Genomic DNA, 13,732 nt, shown 5'->3' on the forward strand with positions numbered 1-13,732 from the left:
CAGCGGGACGGCGCCCCTTGCCGGGCCTAGGCTTCCGCGCCTTGGCCCGCACCCCGTCTGCGCCGCGCCGGTGGTGCGGGTGGGTACAGGTGCGGAGGCGCCCATCCGAGCGGGGCAAGGGCCCACGCAGGTGGGGTCGCACGGCGCGGAGGCGCCCCGCACGGGCGAGGTGCTGGAAGGGTCCGGAACGGCTAGGCGTTGACGTCGCGCGCGGGGCGCGGGCGCCATCGCATGCCGTTGACCTGGCCGGGCTCGTCGCCGATCACGTACCGCACCCGGCGGCCGAGGACCCGCCGGGCGGGCGCGCGGCAGCCGCGCGGGCGGCAGCCCCGGGCCAGGGGGGCGTGCGCGGGGACGGGGGCCGCGGCGGTACGGAGCCGGCCGCGGCGCCCGGGTGCCGACGGCACGGCGACGCTTCCCCGGGCGGCGGGGCCCGGAGGGGTCGGCGTGTCGCGGCGGGGGGTCACGGTCCGGTCAGCCCCGCCCGTGGCGGAGGGCCGGGTGGGCGCCGGCGGCGACCAGGTCGGCGACGGCGGCCTTCGGGTCGCGGCCGGTCACCAGGGACTCGCCCACGAGGACCGCGTCGGCGCCCGCGTTGGCGTACGCGATGAGGTCGTGCGGGCCGCGGACGCCGGACTCGGCGACCTTCACGATGTGGGCCGGGATCTCGGGGGCGACGCGCTCGAAGGTGGAGCGGTCGACCTTGAGGGTCTTGAGGTTGCGGGCGTTGACGCCGATGATCCGGGCGCCCGCGTCGACGGCGCGCTCGACCTCCTCCTCGTCGTGCACCTCGACCAGCGGGGTGAGCCCGATGGACTCGGCCCGCTCGATGAGGGAGACGAGGGCCTCCTGCTCCAGGGCGGCGACGATGAGGAGCGCGAGGTCCGCGCCGTACGCCCGCGCTTCCCAGAGCTGGTACGCGGTGACGATGAAGTCCTTGCGCAGGACGGGGATGTCGACCTTGGCGCGGACGGCCTCCAGGTCCGCGAGGGAGCCGCCGAAGCGGCGCTCCTCGGTGAGGACGGAGATGACGGCGGCGCCGCCCGCCTCGTAGTCGGCGGCGAGTCCGGCCGGGTCGGCGATCGCGGCGAGCGCGCCCTTGGACGGGCTGGAGCGCTTGACCTCGCAGATCACCTTGACGCCGTCGCCGCGCAGTGCGGCGACGCCGTCCTTGGCCTGCGGGGCCTTGGCGGCACGCTCCTTGAGCTCGTCGAGGGTGACCCGCGCCTGCCGCTCTGCGAGGTCGGCGCGTACGCCTTCGATGATCTCGTCGAGCACACTCACGCGAGGGGCCCCCTTCCGGGACGGTGATGATGAACCAGGTTCAGCCACATCGATCCTATCCGCAGGACGGCCCCGGTCTCGCATCGGCCGGAGCGGCGTCCCATCTGCTGGGACGTCCCGGCGGGGTTCCGGCGGGTGCTCACGGGGCCAGCGCGGAGCCGAAGGGAAGGTTCCTGACCAGGGTGAAGAGGGCGAGGACGGCCCCGATCCCCCACCACCAGTTCGGCGGGACCGCGAGGCGCATCGGTACGCCCCGGTAGGCGCGAACCAGCCACAGGACGGCGACGACGGCGAACACGCCGTAGCCGACGACGGCGAGGGCGTTGGCGCCGAGGGCGGCCGGGAGGTCGCCGTGGGCGAAGGCGTGGGCGCTGCGGAGGCCGCCGCAGCCGGGGCAGTACACGCCAGTGAAGCGGAGCAGCGGGCAGACGGGGTAGTGCCCGGGTTCGTTGGGGTCGACGGCCCCGACGTACGCGAACGCCCCGACGACCCCGGCGAGCGTCGCCACGGGCGCGAGCAGGCGCCGGGCGCGCGACCGGGGCGGGGCGGGGGGTACGGGGGGTACGGACCAGGGGGTGCCAGGCGGGGGCGGGGGTACGACCGCCGCCTCTGGTCCTACGGCCGCCTCCGGGCGTACAGCCGCCCCCCGGTGGGGAGCCTCAGCCCCCGGGAGCGGGGTCGGGGCGGGCGGGACATTCGTGTCCGCCGGTTCCGCCGACCGGGTGCTGTGGGCGGTGTCGGTCGCGGGTTCGGGCGTCGGGTGCGGGTCCACGCCGTGATTCTCGCCCCTCGGGCGCGGGGGCGCAGCCCGGCCCCCTCGCGCCCGAGCCCTTTCCACGCGTCAGCCCGGCACGGGCCCCTCCACGCGCGAGGGCGCGGTCCGGCGGTGCCGGGCCGCGCCCTCGGGTGCGTGGGGTCGCGTCAGGAGCGGGCCCGCGCGGTGGTGGTCGCGGCCTCGCGGGCGGCGACGACGTCGGCCGACTGCTTCGGCATGCCGAGGCCCGCCACCTTCATCGCCCCGCCGACGACACCGCCGAGGACGACGACGGCCATGCCCGCCCAGAAACCGGGCACGTTGGCGGCCACCATGAAGACCCCGGCGATGCAGAAGCCGATGAAGGAGATGATGACACCGGTCCAGGCGGCCGGGGTGTGTCCGTGGGCGCTGCCCGCCATGAGTTGCTCCTCGTTGCTGTTGCTCGATGGTGAGGTCACGCGTGCGCGGACGCTCGGCGCTCATTGTCCCGCACGCGGGCGCGCGAGGATGAATCGGGGGTGCCGGGACGATCACGCGTCGCGGTCGGCCCCCGGCTCACGCGCCCCGGGTGGGGTCCTCGCCGCGGTCCAGGGCCTTCCACAGGTCCTCGGGCCGGTCCGGGTCGGTGGTGGGGGCCTTGCGTCCGGCCCGCGGGGCGCCGGCGCGCTCGTAGCGGCCGCCCATGGCCGGCCAGTTCTTGCCGAAGCGGAGCGCGAAGAGGCCGGCGAGCAGGATGAGGACGGCGCCGGCGGCGGTCACGTACGGCCAGGCGGTGTGGGTCAGGCCGGCGACGGCGGCGGCCGTGTCGCCGCTGATCCGGGCGGCCTCGGCGTCCAGGGCGGCCCGGTCGGAGGCGCCGAGGACGGCGGCGAGCGCGGCGCCCGCGCCACTGAGCGCGAGGACCGCGGCGACCAGGGCGCGGCCGGTGCGACGGACGGCGAAGACGGCGAAGAGCGCGGCGAGGCCGACGATCGCGAGGGCGGTCGGCACGCCGGTGACGGTGCCGCCGTCGGCCTCGACGGGGACGCTGCCGCCGCCGACGGCCGCGGTGCCCTCCGCCCAGATCTGACCGGCGGAGAGCAGGACGACGGTGGCGCCGAGGGCGCCGAGGAGGAGGGCCGCGGCCAGGCTGCGACGGCCACCGGTGGGGGCGGCCGCGCGGGCGGCCCGGGGCTGGGGTACGGGTACGGGTACGGCACTCACGTGTCCCACTATCCCCTACCGGCTCAGACGGCGTTCATCCGGTTGGCGGTGTGGACGGCCCGGAGGACGGCCGCGGCCTTGTTGCGGCACTCGTCGTCCTCGGCGACCGGGTCGGAGTCGGCGACGACACCCGCTCCGGCCTGCACGTACGCGGTGCCGTCGCGGAGCAGGGCCGTACGGATGGCGATGGCGGTGTCCGCGTCGCCGGCGAAATCGAGATAACCGACACATCCGCCGTACAGGCCGCGCCGGGAGGGTTCGAGCTCCTCGATGATCTGCATGGCGCGGGGCTTGGGGGCGCCGGAGAGGGTGCCGGCGGGGAAGCAGGCGGTGAGGACGTCGAAGGCGGTGCGGCCCTCGGCGACCCGGCCGGTGACGGTGGAGACGATGTGCATGACGTGGGAGTACCGCTCGATCGACATGAAGTCGACGACCTCCACGGAGCCGGGCGCGCAGACCCGGCCGAGGTCGTTGCGGCCGAGGTCGACGAGCATGAGGTGCTCGGCGCGCTCCTTGGGGTCGGCGAGCAGCTCCTCGGCGAGGTCGTGATCCTCCTGCGGGGTGGCGCCGCGGTGCCGGGTGCCGGCGATGGGGTGCAGGAGCGCCCGCCCGTCCTCGACCTTGACGAGGGCCTCGGGGCTGGATCCGACGACGTCGAAGCCGTTCTCGAAGCGGAAGAGGTACATGTACGGGGACGGGTTGGTGGCCCGCAGGACCCGGTAGACGTCGAGCGCGGAGGCGGTGCAGGGGGTCTCGAACCGCTGCGAGGGCACGACCTGGAAGGCCTCGCCGGCCCTGATGCGTTCCTTCACGTCCTCGACGGCCGCCTGGTAGGCGGGGCCGCCCCAGAGGGCCGAGTAGGCGGGCAGCTCGGAGGCGGGCAGGGCGGTGGGGGCGGTGGCGACCGGGCGGGCCAGGTCGGCCTCCATGGCGTCGAGGCGGGCGACGGCGTGCGCGTACGCCTCGTCGACGCCGGTCTCCAGGTCGTTGTGGTTGATCGCGTTGGCGATCAGGAGGACCGAGCCGTCCCAGTGGTCGAGGACCGCGAGGTCGCTGGTGAGGAGCATGGTCAGCTCGGGGAGCTCCAGGTCGTCCCGGCCGTGCTCGCCGATCCTCTCCAGGCGGCGGACGATGTCGTAGCCGAGGTAGCCGACCATGCCGCCGGTGAACGGGGGCATGCCGGACGCCAGGTCGCGGGGGGTGTGGAGGGTCTCGACGGTGGCGCGCAGGGCCTGGAGGGGGTCGCCGCCGGCGGGGACGCCGACGGGCGGGGTGCCGAGCCAGTGGGCCTCGCCGTCCTTCACCGTCAGCGTGGCGTCGCTGCGGACCCCGATGAAGGAGTAGCGGGACCAGGAGCGCCCGTTCTCCGCGGATTCGAGGAGGAAGGTGCCGGGGCGTTCGGCGGCGAGCTTGCGGTAGAGCCCGACCGGGGTGTCGCCGTCCGCGAGCAGCCTGCGGCTGACGGGGATGACGCGGCGGTCGGCCGCCAGCTTGCGGAAGGTGTCGAGATCCATGGCACCGGACCTTACTGGGATACGGGGAGCACGTCGGCGTCGAAGCAGGTGCGGGCGCCGGTGTGGCAGGCGGCCCCGACCTGGTCGACCTTGACGAGGACGGTGTCGGCGTCGCAGTCGAGGGCGACGGACTTGACGTGCTGGACGTGGCCTGAGGTGTCGCCCTTGACCCAGTACTCGTTGCGGCTGCGGGACCAGTAGGTGCAGCGGCCGGTGGTGAGGGTGCGGTGCAGGGCCTCGTCGTCCATCCAGCCGAGCATCAGCACCTCGCCGGTGTCGTACTGCTGGGCGATGGCGGGGACGAGTCCGTCCGGGCTGCGCTTGAGGCGGGCGGCGATCGCCGGGTCGAGATTGCTGCTCATGGCGCCATTGTGCCGCGCCCGGGGGCGGTGTCCGGCGGGGCGTCCACTGGGCGGACCGTCGGCGTCCGCCGTACGCTGGCGGACATGTCGACCCATGCCAAACGTGAACGGCTTCTGCTGGCGGACCTGTTGGAAGCGGCCGGTCCGGACGCGCCGACACTCTGCGAGGGCTGGCGGACGCGGGACCTCGCGGCCCATGTGGTGGTGCGGGAGCGGCGCCCGGACGCGGCGGCCGGTTCGCTCGTACCGGCGCTCAAGGACCGGCAGGACCGGGTGCAGGCGGAGTTCGCCGACAAGCCGTACGACGAGCTGATCCGGCTGATCCGCACGGGTCCGCCGAAGTTCTCGCCGTTCGCGATCAAGCAGGTGGACGAGGGGGCGAACGTCGTCGAGTTCTACGTGCACGCGGAGGACGTGCGGCGGGCCCAGCCCCACTGGTCGGCCCGCGAGCTGGACCCGGTCTTCTCGGACGCCCTCTGGTCCCGTCTGGAGCGCACGGCCCGGCTGCTCGGCCGCAAGGCCCCGGTGGGCCTGGTGCTGCGCCGCCCGGACGGGCAGACGGTGGTCGCCCACAAGGGCGCCCCGGTGGTGACGGCCTCCGGGGAGCCGGGCGAGCTGACGATGTACCTGTACGGGCGGCAGGACTCGGCGAAGGTGGCGCTCGACGGGGAGCCGCAGGCGATCGAGCGACTGCGGGAGACGAAGCAGCTGGGGATCTGACCCCGAGCCGCTTGGGGAGCCCGGCGCCGTATCGAAGCGCGCCCGGCGCTACCTCGGCAGTTCGGCGCGGCGCAGGGACGGGACCGTGAGGGCGAAGGCTCCGGAGAGGGCGCAGACGGCGGCTCCGGCGACGAAGACCGGGCCGGTGCCCCACAGGCCGGCCGCCGCGCCGGTGAGCGGCATGCCGAGCGGGGCGAGGCCGAGGCTGCCCAGGCTGGAGACGGCGCTCACCCGGCCGAGGCAGGCGGGGTCGCACTCGGTCTGGACGAGGGCGTGGCACAGCGCCCCGGAGACTCCGGCGAGCAGTCCGACGGCGACGGCCACGGCCACGGCGACGGGCAGCCGGGGCGCGAAGGCCAGGGCGGCGACGGCCACGGCTCCGAGGACCATGGTCCAGCCGAGGGTGGTGCCCGCCCGGGGCAGCCGGCCGCGGACGGCGAGGAGCAGGGAGGCCGCCCCGGCGCCGGCGCCGAAGCCCGCGAGGAGCCAGCCGATGCCGGGGGCGCCCCAGCCTCGCTGTTCCGCGAGGAGGGCGAGGCCGACGTTGAGGGGGCCGACGAAGCCGAGGTCGGCGAGGAGGATGGTGATCATCAGCGGGCCGAGGACCCGGTGCCCGCGCAGGTGGCGCAGGCCGTCGGCGAGGTCGCGCAGGACGGGGCCGTCGGCCTTCTCCCCCTTCTCCCCGGTGGGCGGCTTCTCCCCGGTGGGCAGCGGGCGGAGCCGGAGGGCGCAGAGCAGGGGCAGCGAGAGGGCGAAGAGCGCTCCGGCGGCGCCGAAGGCGCTCGCGGGGCCGCCGGTGGCGACGGCGAGGCCGCCGAGCGGGGCGCCGAGGACGGAGCCCATGCGGTAGGCCAGGCCGCGCAGGCCCTGGACGCGGGCGAGCTGGTCGCGGGCCGCGATCCGGGGCGGGAGGGCGCCGACGGCCGGCAGGAAGACGGCGTCGACGGCGCCGAAGACCAGCGCGGCGGCGGCGAGCAGCCAGAGGCCGGGCGAGGTGGCGAGGAGGACGGCGGCGAGGCCGAGGGTCATCAGGCAGCGGGCGGTGTCGGAGGCGAGGACGACCCGGCGCGGGCCGAGCCGGTCCGCGATCACCCCGCCGAAGAGCAGGAGCAGGGCGCGGGGCACGGCGGAGACGGCCATGACGAGACCGGCCTGGGCGGGGCTGCCGCTGCTGACGGCGGCCCAGGAGAGGGCGAGGTAGTAGACGCTGTCGCCGACGGTGGAGGCGGTGTAGGCGCCGAGCCAGCGCAGGACCTGGGGGTCGCGGTGGGCGGGCCGCGGCGGGGCGGCGGTGAGGACGGCGGCGCTCATGCGCGGTAGGGGAAGCCGTTGATGTGGACGGCGACGTTCTCGCGGCCCTCGGTGTCGCCGGCCTCCTCGGCGGCGCGGGCCCGCTGGTCGTACTTCTTGACGACGGCGTCCAGTTCGGCGGCGAGTGCGGCGAGTTCGGGGGCGGTGAGGCGGGGCAGCCACTCGGAACTGGTGGAGGCGGTGCGCCACTCGGCGGACCAGGTGTGCCGCTCGTCGAGGAAGCGGGCCTGCATCTCGCCGCGCTGCGCCTCGACCGTACGGCTGAAGGCGGTGTTGGCGGCGACGAGCTCGGGGGCGTCGCGCATGTCCTCGTCGTGGATGCTGAAGCCGTACGAGCTGGGCCGCCACCAGCGCTCGCGGCCGTCCGAGGACCGGTTCTCGGCCTCCTCGATGAGGCCGTGGTCGGCGAGCTTGCGCAGGTGGTAGCTGACGAGGGAGACGGCCTCGTCGACCTGGTCGGCGAGCTGGGAGGCCGTGGCGGTGCGGGCCGTGAAGAGGGCGCGGTAGAGGCGCATCCGCAGCGGGTGCGAAATGGCCTTGAGGGTGCCGAGGTCGGTGATCCGGCGGTGCTCCGGTGGGTTCATGTCCACGACCCTAGATACGAAAGAAAAGTTGCACAACTAAAATTGCGAAAGAAATCCTGCATACTTGGCCGTGAAGAAGGGCCCCCGAGGGGGCCCTTCCGGAAAGCGGAACCAGGTGTCAGCGGACCTCGTGGCCCGCCTCCCGCAGCGCTCCCTTGACCTGCGAGATCCGCAGGTCGCCGAAGTGGAAGACGGAGGCCGCGAGCACCGCGTCCGCGCCCGCCGCGACGGCCGGCGGGAAGTCGGAGAGCTTCCCCGCGCCGCCGGAGGCGATCACCGGCACGGTCACGTGCTTGCGCACGGCCGCGATCATCTCGGTGTCGTAGCCGTCCTTCGTGCCGTCCGCGTCCATCGAGTTGAGCAGGATCTCGCCCGCGCCGAGCTCGGCGGCGCGGTGCGCCCACTCGACGGCGTCGATGCCGGTGCCCTTGCGGCCGCCGTGCGTGGTGACCTCGAAGGAGCCGGTCTCCGTGCGGCGCGCGTCCACGGACAGGACCAGCACCTGGCGGCCGAAGCGCTCCGCGATCTCCTGGATCAGCTCGGGACGCGCGATGGCCGCGGTGTTCACGCCGACCTTGTCGGCGCCGGCCCGCAGCAGCTTGTCGACGTCCTCGGCCGACCGCACGCCGCCGCCGACCGTGAGCGGGATGAAGACCTGCTCGGCGGTGCGGCGCACCACGTCGTAGGTGGTCTCCCGGTTGCCGGAGGAGGCGGTGATGTCGAGGAAGGTCAGCTCGTCGGCGCCCTCGGCGTCGTACAGCTTCGCCATCTCGACGGGATCGCCCGCGTCCCGCAGGTTCTGGAAGTTGACGCCCTTGACGACCCGGCCGTTGTCCACGTCCAGGCAGGGGATCACGCGTACGGCGAGGCTCATGCGCCCTCCCCCCGGTCGGTCCCGGCCCGGTGGGCCTCCGGCCGGTAGGCCTCGACCTCGACCTCGACGACCAGGCTCGGATCGACGAAGCCGGAGACGATGATCATCGAGGCGGCCGGGCGGATGGCGTCGAACAGCTCCTTGTGGGCGCGGCCGACCTCCTCCACGTCCCGGGCGTGGGTGATGTACATCCGGGTGCGGACGACGTGCTCCGGGCCCAGGCCCAGCTGCTTCAGCGCGCCGAAGGCGACGTTGAAGGAGTTGACCGTCTGCTCGTGGGGGCCGCCGCCGGCGATCTGGCCGCCGACCACCGACGTGCAGCCGGAGACCAGGACCGTGCCGTTCGGCAGCTCGACCGCGCGGGAGTAGCCGAACTGGTCCTCCCAGGGGGCGCCGGTGACGACCTTGCGGAGTTCGCCCGTCATGCCTGGGCCACCGCTTCGAGGGCCTCTTCGAGCGTGAAGGCCTTGGCGTACAGCGCCTTGCCGACGATCGCGCCCTCGACGCCCAGCGGGACCAGGCCGGACAGGGCCCGCAGGTCGTCCAGGGAGGAGACGCCGCCGGAGGCGACGACGGGCTTGTCGGTGGCCGCGCAGACGTTCTTCAGGAGTTCCAGGTTGGGGCCCTGGAGGGTGCCGTCCTTGGCGATGTCGGTGACGACGTAGCGGGCGCAGCCCTCGGAGTCGAGGCGGGCCAGCGTCTCGTACAGGTCGCCGCCGTCGCGGGTCCAGCCCCGGCCGCGCAGGGTCGTGCCGCGCACGTCGAGGCCGACGGCGATCTTGTCGCCGTACTCGGCGATGACCTTGGCGACCCACTCGGGGGTCTCCAGGGCGGCGGTGCCGAGGTTGACGCGGGTGCAGCCGGTGGCGAGGGCGGCGGCGAGCGAGGCGTCGTCGCGGATGCCGCCGGAGAGTTCCACCTTGATGTCCATGGCCTTCGCGACCTCGGCGATCAGCTCGCGGTTGTCGCCGGTGCCGAAGGCCGCGTCGAGGTCGACCAGGTGCAGCCACTCGGCGCCGGAGTTCTGCCAGGCGAGGGCCGCTTCGAGCGGGGAGCCGTAGGAGGTCTCGGTGCCGGACTCGCCGTGCACGAGGCGGACGGCCTGCCCGTCGCGGACGTCGACGGCGGGGAGGAGTTCAAGCGTGCTGCTCACAGGGTTCCGATCCAGTTGGTGAGGAGCTGGGCTCCGGCGTCGCCGGACTTCTCGGGGTGGAACTGGGTGGCCCACAGGGCGCCGTTCTCGACGGCCGCGACGAAGGGCTCGCCGTGGGTGGCCCAGCTGACCTTGGGGGCGCGGATGTTGGGGTTGCCGACCTCCAGCGTCCACTCGCGCACGCCGTAGGAGTGCACGAAGTAGTAGCGGGCGTCGGCGTCGAGCCCGGCGAACAGCTCGCTGTCGGCGGGGGCGTCGACGGTGTTCCAGCCCATGTGGGGGACGACGGGGGCGTTCAGCGGTTCGACCGTGCCGGGCCACTCGTCGAGGCCCTCGGTCTCCACGCCGTGCTCGATGCCCTGGGCGAAGAGGATCTGCATGCCGACGCAGATGCCCATGACGGGCCGGCCGCCGGCCAGGCGGCGGCCGACGATCCAGTCGCCGCGGGCCTCCTTGAGCCCCCGCATGCAGGCGGAGAAGGCGCCGACGCCGGGGACGAGGAGACCGTCGGCGTTCATGGCGCGCTCGTAGTCGCGGGTGATCTCGACGTCGGCGCCGACCCGGGCGAGGGCGCGCTCGGCGGAGCGCACGTTGCCGAAGCCGTAGTCGAAGACGACGACCTTCTTGGAGTTTCCCGCTGCCTTCTTGGGGTTTTCCGATGCACTCATGACCACACGTCCAGACGGAGCACGCCGGCCGCGAGGCACATCGCGGCGCCGAGGGAGAGCAGCACGATGACGCCCTTGGGCATCTGCTGCTTGGCGAAGGAGTAGATGCCGCCGAGCAGGAACAGCCCGACGACGATCAGGATGGTGGAGAGGCCGTTCACGACTAGAGCGCGCCCTTCGTGGAGGGAAGGATGCCGGCGGCGCGCGGGTCGCGCTCGGAGGCGTAGCGCAGGGCGCGGGCGAGGGCCTTGAACTGGCACTCCACGATGTGGTGGGCGTTGCGCCCGTACGGGACGTGGATGTGCAGCGCGATCTGGGCCTGGGCGACGAAGGACTCGAAGATGTGCCGGGTCATCGTCGTGTCGTACGAGCCGATCATCGGCGCCATGTTCTCGGGCTCGGTGTGCACGAGGTACGGGCGGCCGGAGAGGTCCACGGTGACCTGGGCGAGCGACTCGTCCAGCGGGACGGTGCAGTTGCCGAAGCGGTAGATGCCGACCTTGTCGCCGAGGGCCTGCTTGAAGGCGGCGCCGAGGGCGAGGGCGGTGTCCTCGATGGTGTGGTGCGAGTCGATGTGCAGGTCGCCGTCGGTCTTGACGGTCAGGTCGAAGAGGCCGTGGCGGCCGAGCTGGTCGAGCATGTGGTCGTAGAAGCCGACCCCGGTCGACACGTCGACCTTTCCGGTGCCGTCGAGGTCGATCTCGACGACGACGGAGGTCTCCTTGGTGGTGCGCTCAACGCGGCCTACGCGGCTCATCGTTCCTGCTCCTTCATCAATTCACGGACCGCGTCGAGGAACGCGTCGTTCTCTTCGGGGGTGCCGGCGGTGACGCGCAGCCATCCCGGTACGCCGTTGTCCCGGACCAGGACGCCCCGGTCGAGGATCGCCCGCCAGGCGGCGTGGGTGTCGGGGAACTTCCCGAACTGCACGAAGTTGGCGTCGGACTCGGTGACCTCGTAGCCGATCGCCCGCAGTTCGGCGACGAGCCGGTCGCGCTCGGCCTTGAGCTGCTCGACGTACCCGAGGAGGGTGTCGGTGTGCTCCAGGGCGGCGAGCGCGGTGGCCTGGGTGACGGCGGAGAGGTGGTACGGCAGCCGGACGAGCTGCACGGCGTCGACCACGGCGGGGTGGGCGGCGAGGTAGCCGAGGCGGAGTCCGGCGGCGCCGAAGGCCTTGGACATGGTCCGCGAGACCACCAGGTTCGGGCGGCCCTCGATGAGGGGCAGCAGCGAGTCGCGGTGGCTGAACTCGACGTACGCCTCGTCCACGACGACCATCGACGGCCTGGCCGCCTGGGCCGCCTCGTACAGGGCGAGGACGGTGTCGGCGTCGACGGCGGTGCCGGTGGGGTTGTTGGGCGAGGTGATGAAGACGACGTCCGGGCGGTGCTCGGCGATCGCCTTCCGGGCGGCCTCCACATCGATGGTGAAGTCCTCGTTCCGGGGGCCGGAGATCCAGCCGGTGCCGGTGCCGCGGGCGATCAGGGCGTGCATCGAGTACGAGGGCTCGAAGCCGATCGCGGTGCGGCCGGGGCCGCCGAAGGTCTGGAGGAGCTGCTGGAGGACCTCGTTGGAGCCGTTGGCCGCCCAGACGTTCTCGGCGGCGACCGGGTGCCCGCCGGTGCGGGTGAGGTAGCGGGCGAGCTCGGTGCGCAGCTCGACCGCGTCCCGGTCGGGGTAGCGGTTGAGGCCGCGGGCGGCCTCGGCGACCCGCTCCGCGATCCGGGCCACCAGCGGCTCGGGCAGCGGGTAGGGGTTCTCGTTGGTGTTGAGCTGGACGGGGACGTCGAGCTGGGGCGCGCCGTAGGGGGACTTGCCGCGCAGCTCGTCGCGGACGGGGAGGTCGTCGATTCCGGTCACCGCTGCGGCACCTTCCACTCGAAGCGGGCCTTGATCGCGGCGCCGTGGGCCGGCAGGTCCTCGGCCTCCGCGAGGGTCACCACGTGGTGGGCGACGTCCGCGAGGGCGTCGCGGGTGTAGTCCACGATGTGCACCCCGCGCAGGAAGGACTGCACGGAGAGGCCCGAGGAGTGGCAGGCGCAGCCGCCGGTGGGCAGGACGTGGTTGGAGCCGGCGCAGTAGTCGCCGAGCGAGACGGGGGCCCAGGGGCCGACGAAGATCGCGCCGGCGTTGCGGACGCGGTCCGCGACGGCGGCGGCGTCGGCGGTCTGGACCTCCAGGTGCTCGGCGCCGTACGCGTCGACGACCTTGAGGCCGTCGGCGAGGTCGCGGACGAGGACGACCGCGGACTGGCGGCCGGCCAGGGCCGGGACGATCCGGTCGTCCACGTGCTTGGAGGCGGCGACCTGGGTCTTCAGCTCGGCCTCGGTGGCCTCGGCCAGCTCCTCGGAGTCGGTGACGAGGACGGAGGCGGCCATCGGGTCGTGCTCGGCCTGGCTGATGAGGTCGGCGGCGACGTGCACGGGGTCGGCGGTGGAGTCCGCGAGGATCGCGATCTCGGTGGGGCCGGCCTCGGCGTCGATGCCGATGCGGCCCTTGAGGAGGCGCTTGGCGGCGGCCACGTAGATGTTGCCGGGCCCTGTGACCAGGTTGACGGGGGCGCAGCCGGGCTCGTCCCCGCGCGCTTCGGTGCCGTACGCGAACATGGCGATGGCCTGGGCGCCGCCGGCCGCGTAGACCTCGTCCACGCCGAGCAGGGCGCAGGCGGCCAGGATCGTCGGGTGCGGCAGGCCGCCGAACTCGCGCTGCGGGGGCGAGGCGACGGCCACGCCCTCGACGCCGGCCTCCTGGGCCGGGACGACGTTCATCACGACGGAGGACGGGTAGACGGAGCGGCCGCCCGGCACGTACAGGCCGACGCGCTCGACGGGGATCCACTTCTCGGTGACGGTGCCGCCGGGCACGACCTGGGTGGTGTGGGTGGTGCGGCGCTGCTCGCGGTGGACGAGCCGGGCGCGCCGGACGGACTCCTCCAGGGCGGCGCGGACGGCAGGGTCGAGCTCGTCGAGGGCGCGGGTCAGCTCCTCGGCGGGGACGCGCAGGCTCGGGACGCGGACGCCGTCGAATTTCTCCCCGTAGTCGATCACCGCGGCCGCGCCATGATGCCGTACGTCCTCGCAGATCGGCCGCACCTTCTCCAGGGCGGCTTCCACGTCGAACTCGGCACGGGGCAGCAGGTCACGCAGGGCGGAACCCTCGGGGAGGGCCTCGCCGCGCAGATCGATTCGAGAGATCACGGGTCAATTCTCTCAGACGCCCCACGGCGCCGGACGCCCGTATCACTGGCTGATACACACCACACTGGCGTCTTGTCGCCACTCCTGACCGTTAGCGTTCAGCCC

General features: G+C 73.8%; 18 protein-coding genes. 1 reads left to right on the plus strand and 17 read right to left on the minus strand.

The features are described from left to right. Nucleotides 1-191: 191 nt before the first annotated feature. From trpM to hisI, 7 genes are all read right to left on the minus strand, one after another. Nucleotides 192-407 carry a tryptophan biosynthesis modulator TrpM gene (trpM, locus tag CP977_RS09130; protein ID WP_062756550.1) on the minus strand — a complete coding sequence of 72 codons (216 nt, stop codon included), beginning with the start codon at nucleotides 405-407 and terminating at the stop codon, nucleotides 192-194. A gap of 67 nt (nucleotides 408-474) precedes the next feature. Next, nucleotides 475-1,284: an indole-3-glycerol phosphate synthase TrpC gene (gene trpC, locus CP977_RS09135; protein ID WP_062756549.1), complete on the minus strand. Its 810-nt coding sequence runs from the start codon at nucleotides 1,282-1,284 to the stop codon at nucleotides 475-477. Between the two features lie 139 nt (nucleotides 1,285-1,423). Next, nucleotides 1,424-1,792: a DUF2752 domain-containing protein gene (locus CP977_RS35490; RefSeq protein ID WP_372460682.1), complete on the minus strand. Its 369-nt coding sequence runs from the start codon at nucleotides 1,790-1,792 to the stop codon at nucleotides 1,424-1,426. A gap of 413 nt (nucleotides 1,793-2,205) precedes the next feature. Beyond that, entirely contained in the window at nucleotides 2,206-2,460 is a 255-nt protein-coding gene (locus tag CP977_RS09145) for an HGxxPAAW family protein (protein ID WP_062756547.1), read from the minus strand. Between the two features lie 136 nt (nucleotides 2,461-2,596). Next, the gene (locus CP977_RS09150; protein WP_079131244.1) at nucleotides 2,597-3,253 is read right to left on the minus strand and encodes a TIGR02234 family membrane protein; all 657 of its coding nucleotides are present in this window, start codon (nucleotides 3,251-3,253) and stop codon (nucleotides 2,597-2,599) included. Between the two features lie 14 nt (nucleotides 3,254-3,267). Beyond that, nucleotides 3,268-4,758 (minus strand): anthranilate synthase component I, encoded by a 1,491-nt coding sequence (locus tag CP977_RS09155; protein WP_062756545.1) that lies wholly within the window; start codon nucleotides 4,756-4,758, stop codon nucleotides 3,268-3,270. Between the two features lie 11 nt (nucleotides 4,759-4,769). Then, nucleotides 4,770-5,120 (minus strand): phosphoribosyl-AMP cyclohydrolase, encoded by a 351-nt coding sequence (gene hisI / locus CP977_RS09160; RefSeq protein ID WP_062756544.1) that lies wholly within the window; start codon nucleotides 5,118-5,120, stop codon nucleotides 4,770-4,772. Between the two features lie 84 nt (nucleotides 5,121-5,204). Between hisI and CP977_RS09165 the strand changes: the two genes are divergently transcribed. Then, the gene (locus CP977_RS09165; protein WP_062756543.1) at nucleotides 5,205-5,840 is read left to right on the plus strand and encodes a TIGR03085 family metal-binding protein; all 636 of its coding nucleotides are present in this window, start codon (nucleotides 5,205-5,207) and stop codon (nucleotides 5,838-5,840) included. A gap of 48 nt (nucleotides 5,841-5,888) precedes the next feature. Here the strand turns inward: CP977_RS09165 and CP977_RS09170 are convergent, their stop codons facing one another. The 10 genes from CP977_RS09170 to hisD all read right to left on the minus strand — a co-directional run bounded on the left by CP977_RS09170 (nucleotide 5,889) and on the right by hisD (nucleotide 13,627). Continuing rightward, nucleotides 5,889-7,151, minus strand: a complete 1,263-nt coding sequence (locus tag CP977_RS09170) for an MFS transporter (protein WP_152369893.1) — start codon at nucleotides 7,149-7,151, stop codon at nucleotides 5,889-5,891. After that, nucleotides 7,148-7,735 carry an ArsR/SmtB family transcription factor gene (locus CP977_RS09175; RefSeq protein ID WP_152369894.1) on the minus strand — a complete coding sequence of 196 codons (588 nt, stop codon included), beginning with the start codon at nucleotides 7,733-7,735 and terminating at the stop codon, nucleotides 7,148-7,150. Before CP977_RS09175 ends, CP977_RS09170 begins: the two co-directional genes overlap by 4 nt. A gap of 118 nt (nucleotides 7,736-7,853) precedes the next feature. Then, a complete protein-coding gene (gene hisF / locus CP977_RS09180; RefSeq protein ID WP_062756540.1) occupies nucleotides 7,854-8,609 on the minus strand; it encodes an imidazole glycerol phosphate synthase subunit HisF in 756 nt (251 codons plus the stop codon). After that, nucleotides 8,606-9,034, minus strand: a complete 429-nt coding sequence (locus CP977_RS09185) for a RidA family protein (RefSeq protein ID WP_062756539.1) — start codon at nucleotides 9,032-9,034, stop codon at nucleotides 8,606-8,608. The genes hisF and CP977_RS09185 overlap by 4 nt, the downstream gene beginning before the upstream one ends. After that, on the minus strand, nucleotides 9,031-9,762 hold the full coding sequence (gene priA, locus CP977_RS09190; protein ID WP_062756538.1) for a bifunctional 1-(5-phosphoribosyl)-5-((5-phosphoribosylamino)methylideneamino)imidazole-4-carboxamide isomerase/phosphoribosylanthranilate isomerase PriA: 732 nt from the start codon (nucleotides 9,760-9,762) through the stop codon (nucleotides 9,031-9,033). Before priA ends, CP977_RS09185 begins: the two co-directional genes overlap by 4 nt. After that, nucleotides 9,759-10,430 carry an imidazole glycerol phosphate synthase subunit HisH gene (hisH, locus tag CP977_RS09195; RefSeq protein WP_062756537.1) on the minus strand — a complete coding sequence of 224 codons (672 nt, stop codon included), beginning with the start codon at nucleotides 10,428-10,430 and terminating at the stop codon, nucleotides 9,759-9,761. Before hisH ends, priA begins: the two co-directional genes overlap by 4 nt. Beyond that, nucleotides 10,427-10,591 (minus strand): hypothetical protein, encoded by a 165-nt coding sequence (locus CP977_RS34000; protein ID WP_163013881.1) that lies wholly within the window; start codon nucleotides 10,589-10,591, stop codon nucleotides 10,427-10,429. The genes hisH and CP977_RS34000 overlap by 4 nt, the downstream gene beginning before the upstream one ends. A 2-nt stretch (nucleotides 10,592-10,593) precedes the next feature. Further along, entirely contained in the window at nucleotides 10,594-11,187 is a 594-nt protein-coding gene (gene hisB, locus CP977_RS09200; protein WP_030205445.1) for an imidazoleglycerol-phosphate dehydratase HisB, read from the minus strand. Beyond that, nucleotides 11,184-12,290, minus strand: a complete 1,107-nt coding sequence (locus tag CP977_RS09205; RefSeq protein WP_062756536.1) for a histidinol-phosphate transaminase — start codon at nucleotides 12,288-12,290, stop codon at nucleotides 11,184-11,186. The genes hisB and CP977_RS09205 overlap by 4 nt, the downstream gene beginning before the upstream one ends. Continuing rightward, nucleotides 12,287-13,627 (minus strand): histidinol dehydrogenase, encoded by a 1,341-nt coding sequence (hisD, locus tag CP977_RS09210; RefSeq protein ID WP_152369895.1) that lies wholly within the window; start codon nucleotides 13,625-13,627, stop codon nucleotides 12,287-12,289. The genes CP977_RS09205 and hisD overlap by 4 nt, the downstream gene beginning before the upstream one ends. Nucleotides 13,628-13,732 lie beyond the last annotated feature (105 nt).

The organism is Streptomyces cinereoruber, assembly GCF_009299385.1.
In the GTDB taxonomy this organism is placed as follows: Bacteria; Actinomycetota; Actinomycetes; order Streptomycetales; family Streptomycetaceae; genus Streptomyces; species Streptomyces bikiniensis.

Excerpts from the sequence above, each read along its gene's own strand:
- hisB (WP_030205445.1), bottom strand. The coding sequence starts at position 11,187 with ATGAGCCGCGTAGGCCGCGTTGAGCGCACCACCAAGGAGACCTCCGTC.
- CP977_RS09155 (WP_062756545.1), bottom strand. The coding sequence starts at position 4,758 with ATGGATCTCGACACCTTCCGCAAGCTGGCGGCCGACCGCCGCGTCATC.
- CP977_RS09145 (WP_062756547.1), bottom strand. The coding sequence starts at position 2,460 with ATGGCGGGCAGCGCCCACGGACACACCCCGGCCGCCTGGACCGGTGTC.
- hisI (WP_062756544.1), bottom strand. The coding sequence starts at position 5,120 with ATGAGCAGCAATCTCGACCCGGCGATCGCCGCCCGCCTCAAGCGCAGC.
- CP977_RS09185 (WP_062756539.1), bottom strand. The coding sequence starts at position 9,034 with ATGACGGGCGAACTCCGCAAGGTCGTCACCGGCGCCCCCTGGGAGGAC.
- hisF (WP_062756540.1), bottom strand. The coding sequence starts at position 8,609 with ATGAGCCTCGCCGTACGCGTGATCCCCTGCCTGGACGTGGACAACGGC.
- CP977_RS09175 (WP_152369894.1), bottom strand. The coding sequence starts at position 7,735 with ATGAACCCACCGGAGCACCGCCGGATCACCGACCTCGGCACCCTCAAG.
- hisH (WP_062756537.1), bottom strand. The coding sequence starts at position 10,430 with ATGAGTGCATCGGAAAACCCCAAGAAGGCAGCGGGAAACTCCAAGAAG.
- CP977_RS09170 (WP_152369893.1), bottom strand. The coding sequence starts at position 7,151 with ATGAGCGCCGCCGTCCTCACCGCCGCCCCGCCGCGGCCCGCCCACCGC.
- CP977_RS09165 (WP_062756543.1), top strand. The coding sequence starts at position 5,205 with ATGTCGACCCATGCCAAACGTGAACGGCTTCTGCTGGCGGACCTGTTG.